Source organism: Duganella sp. OV510 (genome assembly GCF_900100205.1).
Classification (GTDB): Bacteria; Pseudomonadota; Gammaproteobacteria; order Burkholderiales; family Burkholderiaceae_D; genus Rugamonas.
Genome location: NZ_FNEQ01000012.1, coordinates 51,530 through 66,880, shown reverse-complemented (window position 1 = coordinate 66,880; position 15,351 = coordinate 51,530). Strand labels below are relative to the sequence as shown.

Genomic DNA, 15,351 nt, shown 5'->3' with positions numbered 1-15,351 from the left:
ACTCCACGGGAAGACTGACTTTTTTTATTGCTGTCGAGTATTAGATTGCGCGATGTTGTACAATTGTGTATATATTATATAACTTGTTATCCTGAAATCCGTGTCCGTGCGTGAATACTCCTGGTAAGGATTGGACATTGACGGCAGCAAAGCCCCGAGTGTTGTACTTTGCAGGACAACTTTACAGAAGGAAAAGACGACATGACAAACCAAGTCGGCATAGACATGAACAACGATGCGGATGGCGATGATCTGCTGCAATACAATCCCAACCGCCTGCTCGATACCCTGATCGAGAACCTGCGCCTGAAAAACGACGCAGCCTTGTCGCGCGCACTGGAAGTGGCGCCACCGGTCATCAGCAAAATCCGTCACCATCGCCTGCCAGTCGGCGCCTCGCTGCTGATCCGCATGCACGAAGTGTCGGACCTGAGCATCCGTGACCTGCGTTACCTGATGGGCGACCGCCGCAACAAGTTCCGCATCAGCGACAAGCAGTTCAAACCAAAAGAAGGTGAAACCCCAGGCGGTGGCACCAATAACAACCAGGGCTGATCCGCCCGGTTGCCAGTAGCGCCCTCCTCCCTTTTACACAAGGGACGAGGGCGTTGTTACTTCTACGCCGGGAATACGCCGGTCGACAGGTAGCGGTCGCCACGGTCGCAGACGATGAACACGATGGTGGCGTTCTCCACCGTCTGCGAGATGCGCAGCGCGATCTCGCAGGCGCCGGCCGCCGAGATGCCGCAGAAAATCCCCTCTTCCGCCGCCATCCGGCGCGCCATGCGCTCGGCCGCCGCCTGCGACACCGATTCCACGCGGTCAACGCGCGAACGGTCATAAATCTTCGGCAGGTAGGCTTCCGGCCATTTGCGGATGCCGGGAATCGACGAACCCTCTTCCGGCTCGGCGCCGATGATCTGCACCTCCGGATTCTGTTCCTTCAGGTAGCGCGAGGTGCCCATGATAGTGCCGGTGGTGCCCATGGCGCTGACAAAGTGGGTAACGCGGCCATCGGTGTCGCGCCAGATTTCCGGGCCGGTGCTCTCATAGTGGGCGCGGGCATTGTCCTGGTTGCCGAACTGGTCGAGGATGATGCCCTTGCCGTCTTTTTGCAGCTGCTCGGCCATGTCGCGCGCATATTCCATGCCGCCGGTCTTCGGCGTCAGCATGATCTGCGCGCCGTAGGCGGCCATGCTCTGGCGCCGCTCGACACTGAGGTTTTCCGGCATCAGCAGCAGCATCTTGTAGCCACGGATGGCGGCCGCCATCGCCAGCGCGATGCCGGTGTTGCCGCTGGTGGCTTCGATCAGCGTGTCGCCCGGCTTGATGTCGCCGCGCTCCTCGGCACGCATCAGCATCGACATCGCCGCGCGGTCCTTGACCGAACCGGCCGGATTGTTGCCTTCCAGCTTGCCGAGAATAATATTGTTGCGGGCGGCGGCGTCCGCGCCGGGCAGGCGCACCAGCTGCACCAGGGGCGTGTTGCCGATCGTATCTTGCAGAGTCTTGTAAGCCATCGTGTTCTTGTTAGAGTTCGCCAAAACAACCATTTTAGCCCAGATGGGGGAATGCGACCCACAGAGCCCCCGGCTTACGCTAGACTGCAACACTCGTACAACCAGCTTCACATCCGGAACCGTCATGTCCACCTCCACCGCAGAACTGCTACCTGAAGAAATTCCGGACGAGCCGGCGCCATCCGCCCTGCTCAACCTGGAACAGCGCAGCCACCAGATTTTCCCGACGCTGAGCGCCACCGACGTGCGCCACATGCAACGTTTCGGCCACGTGGTGTGCTTCAAGAACGGCGAGATGATTTTCGAGGCAGGCAAGACCAGCTTCGGCCTGATGCTGGTGCTCAAGGGTGGCATCGAAGTCAACCGCTATGATGGCCTCGGCAACACCTCGTATGTGACCACGCACCTGCCCGGCCAGTTCAGCGGCGAAGTGGCGCAATTGTCCGGCCGTCCGGCGCTGGGCAACGGCCACGCGGTGGGCGATGTCGAAGTATTGGTGGTGCCGTCGGAATCGCTGCGCCAGCTGCTGGTGGCGCATGCCGAACTGGGCGAACGCATCGTGCGCGCGCTGATCTTGCGCCGCGTCGGCCTGATTGAGCAATCGTCGGGTGGACCGGTGATCGTCGGGCCGCGCGGCCATGGCCGGATACATACGCTGCAAACTTTCCTGCAGGCTAACGGCCATCCGCACATCGTGCTGGATCCGGAACACAACCAGCAGGCCGCCGACCTGATGGCGCACTACCAGCCCAAGGCGGAAGAGCTACCGCTGGTGGTCTGCCCGGATGGCCTGGTCAAGAAGAATCCCACCGTGGTCGACATCGGCCGCTGCCTCGGCATGCTGCCCGAACTGGATACCGACAAGGTATGGGACGTGATCGTGGTTGGCGCCGGCCCCGCCGGGCTGGCGACGGCGGTGTACGCGGCGTCGGAAGGCTTGTCGGTGCTGGCGCTGGATACCCGCGCCTACGGCGGCCAGGCTGGCGCCAGCGCGCGCATCGAAAACTACCTTGGTTTCCCGACCGGCGTGTCGGGCCGTGCACTGGCCGGCCGCGCCTACGTGCAGGCGCAAAAGTTTGGCGTCGAGATCGCCATTCCGGCGCCGGCCGGGCGGCTGGTCTGCGACACCTATCCGCTGCAAGTGGAAATGTGCGGCAGCCTGCAACGGCTGCAAGCCAGGACCGTGGTGCTGTCGTGCGGTGCGCGCTATCGCCGTCCTTCGCTGGCGAACCTGAAGCAGTTTGAGGGCAAGGGCGTGTATTACTGGGCGTCGCCGGTCGAGGCCAAGCTGTGCAAGACCGAAGAAATTATTCTGGTCGGTGGCGGCAACTCGGCCGGACAGGCGGCGGTGTTCCTGTCGGGCTACGCGTCCAAGGTGCACATGCTGATCCGCAAGGACAGCCTGTCGTCCACCATGTCCAGCTACCTGATCGAACGCATCCAGGCGACGCCGAATATCGAATTGCACACCTGCTCCGAGATCGTCGCGCTGGAAGGCGATGAGGATGGCTTGCGGCAAGTACGCGTGCGCGATGCGCGTGCCGACGCCGAGCGCGATTACGATGTGTGCCGTGTGTTCCTGTTCATCGGCGCCGAGCCGAATACGGGCTGGCTGAGCGACTGCGGTGTGGATGTTGACGCCAATGGCTTCATCCGCACCGGCTTCGACGTCACCAAGGCGCAGTGCAAGGCCAACTTCGCCAACGGCGTCTACCCGCGCGATTTGCCGTCCCGCGCTGCGCTGGAGACTAGCGTGCCGGGCGTATTTGCCATCGGCGACGTGCGCGCGACATCGACCAAGCGGGTTGCCGCCGCTGTGGGTGAAGGCGCGGCAGTGGTTTCGCAGATTCACCAGTTCCTGGCGAACCTGCCGGCCGCGCATATCTCCCGATAGCAGGCTTAAGCTGCTTTTGCAGCTTTACGCCGGCGCCACGCGGCGCTGGCCAGCACGCACAGGGGTCAGAACCGGACTTTAGGAGCGGCCCTGTGGCGCACCCATGAGGCGCTTCAACTGTGCGGCCTGGTAGGCGGCGAAGGCGTTGTCGAACAACGTGCGGATCAATGGATCGTCGACGATGTCGGCGTCCGCCGGGGCGCCGTTGATGCGCATATACATGCTGGTCAGCGATTCGCCCAGCGCCAGGCCGGCGTACAGTTTCGCCATCGGAATTTCGGTCAACCAGCTTGGTGCTTCTTCGTCGCCGGTCAGCGCGATATGGTCGCCGTGGATCTGGTAGCGGAATTGCTGCACCTGGCCATCATGATCGTAGACCGACAGCTGCCATACGCAGGGCGTGGAGAAGTAGCTGTCTTCCGGCAGCTCCATGTCTGCGTAGCGCTGCAGCAGTCCGCTGCGGCAGAAGTCCAGCACCAGTGCGGCTTGCTCGGCCGTCAGCGGCACGAAGTGACGCGCGATCTCCGCCGTCGGCGGCGGCTCGATACCGGGATCATATTCGTAGTCGACGTCCTGCTCGCCCACCGGCACCACCCACGGCAGCGACGACGACGGCGTCAAACCGGCCGCATCCAGCTCCACCGACACCGACGGATTCAGGCGCACCACCTGCGCATCCGGCAGCCACTCGGCAATCGCCGCGCCGAACTGCCGATAGGTGATCGGGAACAGCGCGTGGTTGTACCACGACCATGGCTCCTGGCGGAACTGGCAGGAACTCGGCACCACGTAGCGCGGCGCCAGCGCCTGCAATTGCTCAGGCCATTCCTCCGGCAATGCGGCCGGGCCGCGCTCGGCGCGCGACGGCGCGATCACGTCCACCTCGCGCATGGTCTGGAATGGCCACAGCACCATGTCCCACGGCGCAAACGGTTTGAGCTGCTCCAGCGTTTCCGGGTCCATCCACGAATCGACCACGTTCAGCACTTCCAGGCCTTCGGCGCGGATGTGGAACATCGAATCGACGTCCGCCTCCAGCGCGCGGCGCGGTATCACTTCGATGGCGCCGATCTGCACCGGCACATCCAGCGCCAACGGCTCTACGCTGCTGAAACCCAGCGCGCGTATCATCGCGAACAGTTCATCGAACAGGCAATACAGGTAAATTGGCGTAGCGCGATCGAGCAGGTCCAGGCTCTCCAGCGAGCAATGATCGTCGTGAAAATGGGAAATGAATACCGCGTCCGGCCGCAAGGCGCGCACCTGCGCCAGCTCGAACCGCACCTCCGGATATGCGTGGCAATTCCTGCTGAACGGGTTTTCAAACACCGGATCAAACAGGATCTGCGTGCCGCCGCTTTCAATCGCGTAGCCGGCGTGGAGGATGCGGGAAATTTTCATAGCCCGCATCATCTCATGCGCCGCGCACGGCGTCACGTCGCGCGCGGCATGGGGATTACTTGGCGGACTTCGGCGGCGCGCCGTCTTTCGGCTTGCCGTTCACCTGCAGGCCAGCCTCGGACAGCCGCGCGGCGTTCTTGGCGCCAATACCTTTGACGCGCGACTCAAAATCAGCCCAGTCCTTGAACTCGCCTTTCTTGCGCTCTTCCAGGATGGCCTTGGTCTTGGCCGGGCCGAGGCCGCGTATGCCATCCAGCGCGGCTTCGTCGGCCTTGTTGACGTCGACCTGCGCCCAGGCGAAGGTCATGCTTGCCAGCAGCGTGGCAAGGGCCAGCAATAGTTTCTTGTACATGGAATGTCTCCGTGAAGGTTAAGCAAGGGCGACCATTCGCACCTTGCGTCACCTACAACGGCGCCCGGCAGTGGCGCGGTTGACCGCGCACTGCTGAGCCAGATCAAGACGGGAACAATTCGGCGTGGGTAACCGTTGCCGTGCCCAGCTTGCCAACCACGATGCCGCCGGCGCGGTTGGCGGTTTCCACCGCTTCCTGCCAGCCGGCGCCAGTGCCCAGCATGCAGGCCAGCGTGGCGATCACGGTGTCGCCGGCGCCGGAGACGTCGAACACTTCGCGCGCCTGGGCCGGCATGTGGAACTGGGCGCCGTCGGTGTACAAGGTCATGCCCTCTTCCGAACGGGTCAGCAGCAATGCGTCCAGTTTCAGCTCGGCGCGCAAGGCTTGTGCCTTGGCGGTCAGTTGCGCTTCGCTGCTCCAGGTGCCGGCGATCAGCTTGAACTCCGACTTGTTTGGCGTCAGCACGGTGGCGCCGGCGTAGCGGCTGAAATCATCGCCTTTCGGATCGACCATCACCACCTTGCCGGCGGCGCGCGCGGCGGCGATCATGTCGGCCACTGCCACCAGGCTGCCCTTGGCGTAGTCCGACAGCACGATCACGTCGTAGTCGGCCAGCAGCGCCTTGAACTGTTCCAGCTTGTCACGCAGCACGGTATCGGTCGGCGCTTCCTCGAAATCGATGCGCACCATCTGCTGCTGGCGGCCGATGACGCGCAGCTTGATGATGGTGGAGATGGCGTCGTCGCGCTTCAGGTAGCTGCGGATGCCGCAACCTTCCAGCAACTGCTGCACCTCGTCGCCGGCCTCGTCGTTGCCGACGATGCCCAGCAGGCCGGCCTGCGCGCCCAGCGCGGCCGCGTTGCGCGCCACGTTGGCGGCGCCGCCGAGGCGCGCTTCGCGCTTCTCGATGCGCACCACCGGCACCGGCGCTTCCGGCGAAATGCGGCTGACATCGCCAAACCAGTAGCGGTCCAGCATCACGTCGCCCACCACCAGGATGCGTACTTTGTCCAGATTCGTCGTCACAATCAGCCTCTTAGTTGCGGGTCAGCACAGAACGGCCGATGCCGTGGTATTCGAAGCCCAACTCGGCCATGACATCCGGCTCGAACAGATTGCGGCCGTCGAAGATGACGGCGTGCTTCAGCGCCGCCTTGATCTTGTCGAAGTCCGGGCTGCGGAAGGCCTTCCACTCGGTAACGATGGCCAGCGCCTCGGCGCCGGTCAGCGTATCCATCGGGCTGTCGGCGAAGCGCACGCGCGCCTGTTCGGCGGCGCTCAGGTCCAGCGCCAGCACGCGTTTGGCTTCCGGCATGGCGACCGGGTCGTACACCGCCACCGTGGCGCCGGCGTCCAGCAGCTGGCGGATCAGCACCCGCGCCGGCGCTTCGCGCATATCGTCGGTGTTCGGCTTGAAGGCCAGGCCCCAGATGGCGAAATGCTTGCCGCCCAGGTAGGCGCCGAAGCGCGACAGCACTTTGCGGCCCAGCACCAGTTTCTGCTTGTCGTTGACCGACTCCACCGCGCGCAGAATCTGCAAGTCCTGCTCATAGTGGCGCGCGGTGCGCTCCAGCGCCTGCACGTCTTTCGGGAAGCAGGAGCCGCCATAACCGGCGCCAGCGTACAGGAAGCTGTGGCCGATGCGCGGATCGGAACCGATGCCGCGGCGTACCGCTTCGATGTCGACGCCAACGTTGTCGGCCAGATTGGCCAGTTCGTTCATGAACGAGATGCGGGTCGCCAGCATGGCGTTGGCGGCATACTTGGTGAATTCGGCCGAGCGCACGTCCATCCAGAAGGTACGCTCGTGGTTACGGTTGAACGGCGCGTACAGGCGCTTCATCAGCGCGGCCGCCTGCAAGCCTTCGGCGCTGCTGTCGTGGCCGATGACGATGCGGTCCGGGCGCATGAAGTCTTCCACCGCCGCGCCTTCTTTCAGGAACTCGGGATTCGACACCACGGTGAAGCTGGCGTCGCTGGCGCGCTTGTGCAACTCTTCCTGCAAGGCGATGCGCACACGGTCGCCGGTGCCAACCGGCACGGTCGACTTGTCGACGATGACCTTGAAGCCGGTCATATGCTTGCCGATATTGCGGGCGGCGGCCAGCACGTATTGCAGATCGGCCGAGCCGTCTTCATCCGGCGGCGTGCCGACCGCGATGAACTGCACTTCGCCATGCGCCACCGAGGCAGCCACGTCGGTCGAAAAATGCAGGCGGCCGGCGGCGTGGTTGCGCGCCACCACTTCGTCTAAGCCCGGCTCGTGGATCGGGATGCCGCCGTTGTTCAGCAGGTCGATCTTGGCCTGGTCGACGTCCAGGCAGAACACGTCGTTGCCCAGTTCCGCCAGGCAGGCGCCGGTGACCAGGCCCACATAGCCGGTACCGATGATGGTGATTTTCATGGTGAGACTCTTTAATTCATGACGTTAAGTTCTTCGGTGCGGCGCGGCGGGTAGGTTTCCCAGCGGCTGCAACCAGGGCACTGCCAGTAGAACTGGCGCGACTTGAAACCGCAATGGCTGCACTGGTAGCGCGCCAGCTTCTGCGTATAGCCGTGCACCAGGTTCTTCACCATCGACAGCTCGGTCACCAAGTTGGCCGGTGCATCGACCAGGCGCGCTTCCAGCAGCTTGTCCAGGCCCAGCAAGGTCGGTGTGCGGCGCAATTCGTTGGATACCAGCTGCTTGGCGGCATCGACGCCTTCCAGCTCCAGCACCACTTTATAGACCACCTCGATCAGGTCGATCGACGACGCCTGTTCCAGATACGATTTCAGCAGGTTCAAGCCTTCCTGCGAACGGCCGACCTTGCGGTAGCCATCCATCAGCCTTTGCGCCACCAGCGCCACGTGCGGCACGCTGATCTGCTCGACACGGCGCCAGCTGACCAGCGCCGCCTCGACATCGCCCTGCGCCAGCTGGGCGTCGCCGGTCAGCATGGTGGCGCGCACGTTGACGCGGTCAGCCTGCAGCGATTTTTCCAGCAGTTCCAGCGCCTGCTCAGGATGCAGGTGCACCAGCGCATCCTGCGCCAGCTCGCAGTAGAACTGCGCGATCTGCTTCTGACGTGAACCGGCGCCCGATTCCTGCAGGCCGATCGCTGCCTCAATCGCGCGCGGCCATTCCTTCTCGCGCTGGAAAATCTCCAGCAGCGCACGCCTCGCCTGCACCGCATAGGCGCCGTTCAGCAGCGTATTGAAGGTTTCCTCGGCGCGGTCCAGCAGACCCGCCTTCAGGTAGTCCATGCCCAGCTCGTACTTGGCGTGATCCTTCTGGTCCTGCGGCAGATCGGGACGCGCCAGCAGGTTCTGGTGAATCCGGATGGCGCGCTCGGTTTCGCCACGGCGGCGGAACAGGTTGCCCAGCGCGAAGTGCATATCGGCCGATTCCGGATCGAGCCGGACGATTTCAATAAAGGCGTCGACCGCCTTGTCCTGCTGATCGTTGAGCAGGAAGTTCAGGCCTTTGTAATAGCCGCGCGGCAGCGTGCGCGACTCCGACACCACGGCGCGCATATCGACGCGCGCAGCCAGCCATCCCAGGCCGAACAGGACCGGGATACCGAGTAACCACCAGAGTTCAAATTCCATGTGTGCTGATTATTGTTGTGTATTGACGCTGTCCGGCTGCGGCTGGCGGGTGGCCTGCTGCGCCGAGGATTGCAGCGTGTGAATGGTGGTCTTGTGCTTGTTGGTTTCGCGGCGGTGGCGGAACACGGTCGGCGTCAGCGCCAGCACGCCAAGCGCGGCGCCAGCGACAAAGAAGCCCAGCAGCATCAGCACCAGCGGGCCGCGCAGCTCGTAATGCAGGAACAGTTGCAGATCGACTTCCTGCGAGTTCTTCAGCGCGAAGCCGAAAAACAAGACAAAAATGATGAAGCCTACGATGGGGGAGATGAATTTCATCAGCCGTTGTCCTGTTGAATAAAGTCCGAGAGCGCCAGTATAGCTCACCTCGGGCAACAAAAAAAAAGCGGCATCCCGAAGGACGCCGCTTTTTGCTTAACTATTGAATGCTTCAGTCCTCGATAATCGGTTGTCCGACCATCGCGTCAACCCGCTCGCGCAATTGCTTGCCCGGCTTGAAATGAGGCACCCGTTTTTCGGGCACCATCACCTTGTCGCCCGACTTCGGATTGCGTCCGATGCGCGGTGGCCGGCTGTTGAGGGCAAAGCTGCCAAAACCGCGGATCTCGATGCGCTGACCAGTCGACAAAGCGTTGGTCATCGCATCCAGGATGGTTTTGACGGCATATTCCGCATCTTTGGCCACCAGCTGAGAATAACGCTCAGCCAGGCGGTTGATTAACTCGGACTTAGTCATCGACTAGTTCTTAGTTTTTGTTGTCCAGCTTAGCTTTCAGCAGTGCGCCCAGGCTGGTGGTGCCCGAAGCAGCGTTGCTGTCCGAAGCGATGTTTTTCATCGCTTCAGCGGTGTCAGCCGAGTCTTTCGCTTTGATCGACAGCTGGATCGAACGTGCTTTACGGTCGATGTTGATCACCAGAGCTTCGACGGCATCGCCGACTTTCAGGTGGGTGCCAGCATCTTCCACGCGGTCACGCGAGATTTCCGAAGCGCGCAGGTAGCCTTCAACTTCTTCCGACAGCTGGATCACGGCGCCTTTAGGCTCAACCGATTTCACGGTGCCGTTAACCAGCGAACCTTTGTCGTTCATCGCTGCGTAGTTGTTGAATGGATCGCCTTCCAGTTGCTTGACGCCCAGGGAAACGCGCTCACGCTCAACGTCGATCGCCAGAACGATGGCTTCCAGTTCGTCACCTTTCTTGAACTTGCGCACGGCTTCTTCGCCGGACTCGGTCCACGACAGGTCGGACAGGTGCACCAGGCCGTCGATGTTGCCAGCCAGGCCGATGAACACGCCGAAGTCGGTGATCGATTTGATCGCGCCGCGGACTTTGTCACCTTTCTTATGGGTCACACCGAAGTCGTCCCATGGATTGGCTTTGCACTGTTTCATGCCCAGCGAGATACGGCGACGCTCTTCGTCGATTTCCAGAACCATCACTTCTACTTCGTCGCCCAGTTGGACAACTTTGTTAGGCGCGACGTTTTTGTTGGTCCAGTCCATTTCGGAAACGTGTACCAGGCCTTCGATGCCTTGTTCAACTTCAACGAACGCACCGTAGTCGGTCAGGTTGGTCACTTTACCGAACAGGCGGGTGCCTTGTGGGTAACGACGCGACAGACCGGTCCATGGGTCATCGCCCAGTTGCTTCACGCCCAGCGAAACACGGTTCTTCTCTTGATCGTATTTCAGGACTTTTGCGGTGATCTCTTGACCAACGGTCAGCACTTCCGATGGGTGACGCACACGACGCCATGCCAGGTCGGTGATGTGCAGCAGGCCGTCGATGCCGCCCAGATCCACGAACGCGCCGTAGTCGGTGATGTTTTTCACAACGCCGGTTACCACGGTGCCTTCTTTCAGCGTTTCCATCAGTTTCTGACGCTCTTCGCCCATCGAAGCTTCGATGACGGCGCGGCGGGACAGAACGACGTTGTTACGCTTGCGGTCCAGTTTGATAACTTTGAATTCGAGGGTTTTGCCTTCGAATGGGGTGGTGTCTTTGACTGGACGGGTGTCCACCAGCGAACCTGGCAGGAAGGCACGGATGCCGTTGGTCAGAACGGTCAGGCCGCCCTTGACTTTGCCGTTCACGGTGCCGACGACGATCTCGCCCGACTCCATTGCTTTTTCCAGTGCCAGCCACGAAGCCAGACGCTTGGCTTTGTCGCGCGACAGGATGGTATCGCCGAAACCATTTTCCAGCGATTCGATGGCCACGGAAACGAAGTCACCTACTTTGACTTCCAGTTCGCCCTGGTCATTCTTGAATTCTTCAACAGGGATGAAAGCTTCCGATTTCAGGCCTGCGTTGACGATCACGAAGTTGTGATCCAGACGAACGACTTCAGCCGAAATTACTTCGCCCGAGCGCATATCTTGACGCGACAGGGATTCTTCGAAGAGGGCTGCAAAACTTTCCATAATAAACTTCCAGGTCAGCCAGTAAGGCTCGCAGGATGCGACTTCAACTGGGTTAGGTTAATAAAAGGTATTACTTGGTGATGCCGGCGTACCATTTCAAGACCTGGTCGACCGCTTCATCAGCAGTCATTTCCGAGGTATCGAGCACGTGCGCGCCTTCTGCCGGGATCAGCGGCGCGATGGTCCGTTTCGTATCACGGTCGTCGCGGGCCTGCAAATCCATCAGGAGGTCTTCCATATTAGCAGAAATTCCCTTGCCTATCAATTGCTTATAACGGCGCCCCGCACGGGCGGCCACGGAGGCGGTCAAAAACACCTTCAGCGGGGCGTGCGGGAAGATTACCGAGCCCATGTCGCGGCCGTCCGCGACCAGCCCCGGCGCCTTGCGGAAACCCAGTTGCAGCCCGGTCAGCGCGTGGCGGACGGCCGGGAAGGTGGCGATCTTGGACGCCGTGTTGCCGACCTCTTCCGCGCGGATGGCGTCGGTGACGTTTTCATGCGACAGGATGATGTCGCCGCCCTGGAAACTGCAATGCAGGTGTTCGGCCAGCTTGGCCAGCGCATGCTCATCGCTCAGGTCGGTGTCGCGGCGCAGCGCCGACAGCGCGGTCAAGCGATACAGCGCGCCGGAATCCAGGTAGTGGAAGCCGAGCTTGTCGGCAACGCGGTGGGCGACCGTGCCCTTGCCGGAAGCGGTCGGGCCGTCGATGGTGATGACTGGAATCTGGGAAGTTGGCATATCGGTTACTTTGCTATTTTCGCAAACGCGGTGAAGTAGTCAGGGAAAGTCTTGTTCACGCATTTCGGATCGTTGATGCGGGTGGCCGCGCCCTTGCGCAGCGCGCCGTCCAGCGACACCAGCGAGAAGCACATCGCCATGCGGTGATCGTCGTAGGTATCGATGGTAGCAGCTGCGATGGCGGCAGGCGGTGTTACCTTGATGTAGTCCGGGCCCTCCTCCACAATCGCGCCGACCTTGCGCAGTTCGGTCGCCATGGCGGCGATGCGGTCGGTTTCCTTGACGCGCCAGCTGGCGATGTTGCGCAGCGTCGACGGGCCGTCGGCGTACAGTGCGGCCACGGCGATGGTCATGGCGGCGTCGGGGATGTGGTTGAAGTCGGCGTCGATGGCTTTCAGCGGGCCGTTGGCGCGCGCTTCGATCCAGTTGTCGCCCATGGTGATCTGTGCGCCCATCTGCGCCAGCGCGGCGGCGAAGCGGACGTCGCCCTGAATGCTGTTGTTACCGACACCTTCGACCCGCACCGGACCGCCGCCAATCGCTCCGGCCGCCAGGAAGTACGAGGCCGACGAGGCGTCGCCTTCAACGTGGATGGTGCCCGGCGACTGGTAGACCTGGCCGGGCTGAATGGTGAACGACGCCCAGCCATCCTGCTCGACCTTGACGCCGAAGCGGCGGATCAGGTTCAGCGTGATTTCGATATACGGCTTGGAAATCAGTTCGCCGGTCACGTCGATGGTGATCGCGTGATCCTTGGCCATCAGCGGCGCCACCATCAGCAGCGCGGTCAGGAACTGGCTCGACACATCGCCGCGCACCGACAGGCGCTGGGTAGTGATCTTGCCTTGCTTGATGTGCAGCGGCGGGAAGCCTGGGTTGCCGGTGTATTCGACGTTGGTGCCGGCGGCGTTGAGCGCGTCGACCAGGTCGCCGATCGGACGCTCATGCATGCGCGGCACGCCGTGCAGCGTGTAGTCGCCGCCGATGACGGCCAGCGCTGCGGTCAGCGGACGGATGGCGGTGCCGGCGTTGCCCATGAACAGATCGGCCGATTTATTCGGCAGCACGCCGGCGACGCCGGTAACGTGGTGGATGGTGCCGGTGGCGGTTTTCTCTTCGGTCCATAGCACGCCGAGCGAGCGCAGCGCCGCCAGCATGACGGCGGTATCGTCCGACGCCAGCAGATCAACAATCGCCACCTCCCCTTCCGACAACGCCGACAACAAGAGGATACGGTTGGAGATGGACTTCGAGCCCGGCAAACGCACCGCGCCTTCAACGTGGGGGATCGTTTGCAGATCAATATATTCGTGAGTCATATGCTTTCCTTAACTTCGGGGTCAGTGCCGACATTCGGACATTGGGTCGTGCGCGAGCCAATGTCCGAATGTCGGCACTGACCCCGAATTTATTCTTTATCGGGCGATGGCGGCGCTTCGGCTGCTTCGATGGCGGTGATCCATTGGTGACGGGCGTGCTGGGCGTTGCTGTAGACATGCTCCAGCGCTGCGCCGTCGTTGGCCGCCAGTTGCGCGCGCAGCAGCGTCAATTGTGCCATGTACGCGTCCAGCTCCGCCAGCAGGGCCGGCTGGTTAGCCAGGCTGATGTCGCGCCACATTTCCGGCGATGAGCCGGCGATGCGGGTGAAGTCGCGGAAACCGCTGGCGGCGTACTGGAACAACAGGCCGGCGTGCGGCTTGCGGGCGATGTCGTCCACCAGCGCATAGGCCAGCAGGTGCGGCAGGTGGCTGACGGCGGCGAACACTTTGTCATGTTCTTCCGGCGTCAGGCGGTGGATGATGGCGCCGCATGCACGCCATGCTGCGGCCACGCGTTCGATGTCGGCCTCACGGTTTTCTGCCAGCGCGGTCAGCACCACTTTCTTGCCGATGTAGAGGTGATCGATGGCGGCGTCCGGGCCGTTGGTTTCGCGGCCGGCGATCGGGTGGCCGGGCACGAACTGCGCGATCTTGTCGCCCAGCGCACGGCGTGCGGAGGCCACCACGTCGGACTTGGTGCTGCCGGCGTCGGTGACGATGGTGCCGGCTTGCAGGTGCGGTGCGATCGCGGCCAGTATCGCCTCGGTCTGCGCCACCGGCGCCGCCAGCAGCACCAGGTCGGCACCGGCCAGTGCGGCGGCCAGCGACGACTCGCCGGTCACGCCGATGGCGTCGATGATGCCCAGCTCCAGCGCGCGCGCCATCGAGGCGGCCGAGCGGCCGACGCCGACGATCTCGCGCACGGCGCCGGCCTTCTTCAGCGCCCGCGCAAACGAGCCGCCGATCAGGCCTACGCCGAAAATAACAACCTTGTTCAGCATTTATTCCGCCAATGCGTTCGTCAGCGCTTCGATGAACGCTTCGTTTTCTTCCGGCAGACCGATGGAGATGCGCAGCCACTCCGGCAGGCCGTAGCCACCAACCGGACGCACGATCACGCCCTGCTTCAGCAGCGCCAGGTTGATGCGCGCGCCAGCGCTTGCATCCTCGCCCACTTTCACCAGCACGAAGTTGCCGTACGATGGCACGTACTCCAGTCCCAGCTTGTCGAACGCCGCGATCAATTGCTGATAGCCCTCGGTATTATTGGCCGCGCCGCGCGCCAGGAACTCTTTGTCGTTCAACGCCGCAATGGCCGCCGCCTGCGCCAGCGAGTTGACGTTGAATGGCTGGCGGATGCGGTTCATCAGGTCCGTGACCGCCGGCTGCGCGATCGCGAAGCCCACGCGCAGACCCGCCAGGCCGTACGCCTTGGAGAAGGTGCGCGACACCAGCAGGTTTGGATACTTCTTCACCCACTCGGCCGACTCGAACTGGTCTTGCGGCGCCAGGAATTCGTTGTAGGCCTCGTCCAGCACCACCACCACGTGCGCCGGGACCTTGGCCAGGAAGGCTTCGATTTCCGCTGCCGGGATGAACGTGCCAGTCGGATTATTCGGATTGGCGATGAACACCAGGCGCGTATCTTCGCGGATCGCCGCCAGCATCGCTGGCAGGTCGTGGCCATAGGCCTTGGCCGGCACCACGATGTGCTGCGCGCCGATGCCCTGTGTCGCCAGCGCGTACACGGCAAACGAATACTGCGCGTAGACCACCGACTGGCCACGCTCGACAAAGGCTTTCGCGGCAATCTCCAGGATGTCGTTGGAGCCGTTGCCCAGCGTGATCCAGTCAGCCGGCACGTCGTAGCGTCTGGACAGCGCGCCCTTCAGATCGAAGCCGTTGGCGTCCGGATAGCGCCCCAGTTCCGCGATGGCGGCAGCCATCGCCTGCTTGGCCGATTCCGGCACGCCAAACGGATTCTCGTTCGACGCCAGCTTGACGATGCTGGCTTCATCCAGGCCAAACTCGCGCGCCACTTCGGCAATTGGTTTGCCTGCCTGGTAAGGGGCGATGGCGCGGACGTATTCAGGACCGTAGTTCTTGCTCATAAT

At 62.4% G+C, this 15,351-nt stretch carries 15 protein-coding genes; 2 read left to right on the top strand and 13 right to left on the bottom strand.

The features are described 5' to 3' along the window. Positions 1-201: 201 nt before the first annotated feature. The gene (locus BLS51_RS25915; RefSeq protein ID WP_175472693.1) at positions 202-555 is read left to right on the top strand and encodes a hypothetical protein; all 354 of its coding nucleotides are present in this window, start codon (positions 202-204) and stop codon (positions 553-555) included. A gap of 62 nt (positions 556-617) precedes the next feature. On the opposite strand, the gene cysM is transcribed toward BLS51_RS25915, so the two are convergent. Beyond that, positions 618-1,520 (bottom strand): cysteine synthase CysM, encoded by a 903-nt coding sequence (gene cysM, locus BLS51_RS25910; protein WP_090191191.1) that lies wholly within the window; start codon positions 1,518-1,520, stop codon positions 618-620. 124 nt (positions 1,521-1,644) lie between these two features. On the opposite strand from cysM, the gene BLS51_RS25905 reads away from it, so the two are divergent. Continuing rightward, complete coding sequence (locus BLS51_RS25905) at positions 1,645-3,414, top strand: FAD-dependent oxidoreductase (protein WP_090191188.1); 1,770 nt, start codon at positions 1,645-1,647, stop codon at positions 3,412-3,414. A gap of 78 nt (positions 3,415-3,492) precedes the next feature. On the opposite strand, the gene BLS51_RS25900 is transcribed toward BLS51_RS25905, so the two are convergent. The 12 genes from BLS51_RS25900 to hisC all read right to left on the bottom strand — a co-directional run bounded on the left by BLS51_RS25900 (position 3,493) and on the right by hisC (position 15,348). Continuing rightward, a complete protein-coding gene (locus BLS51_RS25900) occupies positions 3,493-4,815 on the bottom strand; it encodes an MBL fold metallo-hydrolase (RefSeq protein ID WP_090191185.1) in 1,323 nt (440 codons plus the stop codon). A 55-nt stretch (positions 4,816-4,870) separates the two neighbouring features. Continuing rightward, on the bottom strand, positions 4,871-5,167 hold the full coding sequence (locus BLS51_RS25895; RefSeq protein ID WP_090191179.1) for a ComEA family DNA-binding protein: 297 nt from the start codon (positions 5,165-5,167) through the stop codon (positions 4,871-4,873). Between the two features lie 103 nt (positions 5,168-5,270). Further along, on the bottom strand, positions 5,271-6,194 hold the full coding sequence (gene rfaE1 / locus BLS51_RS25890) for a D-glycero-beta-D-manno-heptose-7-phosphate kinase (protein WP_255369075.1): 924 nt from the start codon (positions 6,192-6,194) through the stop codon (positions 5,271-5,273). Positions 6,195-6,204: 10 nt separating this feature from the next. After that, complete coding sequence (locus BLS51_RS25885; RefSeq protein ID WP_090191177.1) at positions 6,205-7,572, bottom strand: UDP-glucose dehydrogenase family protein; 1,368 nt, start codon at positions 7,570-7,572, stop codon at positions 6,205-6,207. An 11-nt stretch (positions 7,573-7,583) separates the two neighbouring features. Continuing rightward, positions 7,584-8,759 carry a lipopolysaccharide assembly protein LapB gene (lapB, locus tag BLS51_RS25880; RefSeq protein ID WP_090191175.1) on the bottom strand — a complete coding sequence of 392 codons (1,176 nt, stop codon included), beginning with the start codon at positions 8,757-8,759 and terminating at the stop codon, positions 7,584-7,586. A gap of 9 nt (positions 8,760-8,768) precedes the next feature. Further along, positions 8,769-9,074, bottom strand: a complete 306-nt coding sequence (locus tag BLS51_RS25875) for a LapA family protein (RefSeq protein WP_090191172.1) — start codon at positions 9,072-9,074, stop codon at positions 8,769-8,771. Positions 9,075-9,186: 112 nt separating this feature from the next. Continuing rightward, positions 9,187-9,492 (bottom strand): integration host factor subunit beta, encoded by a 306-nt coding sequence (locus tag BLS51_RS25870; RefSeq protein ID WP_072787195.1) that lies wholly within the window; start codon positions 9,490-9,492, stop codon positions 9,187-9,189. Positions 9,493-9,502: 10 nt separating this feature from the next. Next, the gene (gene rpsA / locus BLS51_RS25865; protein WP_090191169.1) at positions 9,503-11,179 is read right to left on the bottom strand and encodes a 30S ribosomal protein S1; all 1,677 of its coding nucleotides are present in this window, start codon (positions 11,177-11,179) and stop codon (positions 9,503-9,505) included. Positions 11,180-11,249: 70 nt separating this feature from the next. After that, the gene (gene cmk / locus BLS51_RS25860) at positions 11,250-11,918 is read right to left on the bottom strand and encodes a (d)CMP kinase (RefSeq protein WP_090191166.1); all 669 of its coding nucleotides are present in this window, start codon (positions 11,916-11,918) and stop codon (positions 11,250-11,252) included. A gap of 5 nt (positions 11,919-11,923) precedes the next feature. Next, entirely contained in the window at positions 11,924-13,237 is a 1,314-nt protein-coding gene (gene aroA / locus BLS51_RS25855) for a 3-phosphoshikimate 1-carboxyvinyltransferase (RefSeq protein WP_090191163.1), read from the bottom strand. A gap of 89 nt (positions 13,238-13,326) precedes the next feature. Continuing rightward, a complete protein-coding gene (locus BLS51_RS25850) occupies positions 13,327-14,238 on the bottom strand; it encodes a prephenate dehydrogenase (protein WP_175472692.1) in 912 nt (303 codons plus the stop codon). Further along, entirely contained in the window at positions 14,239-15,348 is a 1,110-nt protein-coding gene (gene hisC, locus BLS51_RS25845; RefSeq protein WP_090191160.1) for a histidinol-phosphate transaminase, read from the bottom strand. Between the last annotated feature and the right edge of the window lie 3 nt (positions 15,349-15,351).

Excerpts from the sequence above, each read along its gene's own strand:
- BLS51_RS25915 (WP_175472693.1), top strand. The coding sequence starts at position 202 with ATGACAAACCAAGTCGGCATAGACATGAACAACGATGCGGATGGCGAT.
- cysM (WP_090191191.1), bottom strand. The coding sequence starts at position 1,520 with ATGGCTTACAAGACTCTGCAAGATACGATCGGCAACACGCCCCTGGTG.
- BLS51_RS25905 (WP_090191188.1), top strand. The coding sequence starts at position 1,645 with ATGTCCACCTCCACCGCAGAACTGCTACCTGAAGAAATTCCGGACGAG.
- BLS51_RS25900 (WP_090191185.1), bottom strand. The coding sequence starts at position 4,815 with ATGAAAATTTCCCGCATCCTCCACGCCGGCTACGCGATTGAAAGCGGC.
- BLS51_RS25895 (WP_090191179.1), bottom strand. The coding sequence starts at position 5,167 with ATGTACAAGAAACTATTGCTGGCCCTTGCCACGCTGCTGGCAAGCATG.
- BLS51_RS25885 (WP_090191177.1), bottom strand. The coding sequence starts at position 7,572 with ATGAAAATCACCATCATCGGTACCGGCTATGTGGGCCTGGTCACCGGC.
- lapB (WP_090191175.1), bottom strand. The coding sequence starts at position 8,759 with ATGGAATTTGAACTCTGGTGGTTACTCGGTATCCCGGTCCTGTTCGGC.
- BLS51_RS25875 (WP_090191172.1), bottom strand. The coding sequence starts at position 9,074 with ATGAAATTCATCTCCCCCATCGTAGGCTTCATCATTTTTGTCTTGTTT.
- BLS51_RS25870 (WP_072787195.1), bottom strand. The coding sequence starts at position 9,492 with ATGACTAAGTCCGAGTTAATCAACCGCCTGGCTGAGCGTTATTCTCAG.
- rpsA (WP_090191169.1), bottom strand. The coding sequence starts at position 11,179 with ATGGAAAGTTTTGCAGCCCTCTTCGAAGAATCCCTGTCGCGTCAAGAT.
- cmk (WP_090191166.1), bottom strand. The coding sequence starts at position 11,918 with ATGCCAACTTCCCAGATTCCAGTCATCACCATCGACGGCCCGACCGCT.
- aroA (WP_090191163.1), bottom strand. The coding sequence starts at position 13,237 with ATGACTCACGAATATATTGATCTGCAAACGATCCCCCACGTTGAAGGC.
- BLS51_RS25850 (WP_175472692.1), bottom strand. The coding sequence starts at position 14,238 with ATGCTGAACAAGGTTGTTATTTTCGGCGTAGGCCTGATCGGCGGCTCG.
- hisC (WP_090191160.1), bottom strand. The coding sequence starts at position 15,348 with ATGAGCAAGAACTACGGTCCTGAATACGTCCGCGCCATCGCCCCTTAC.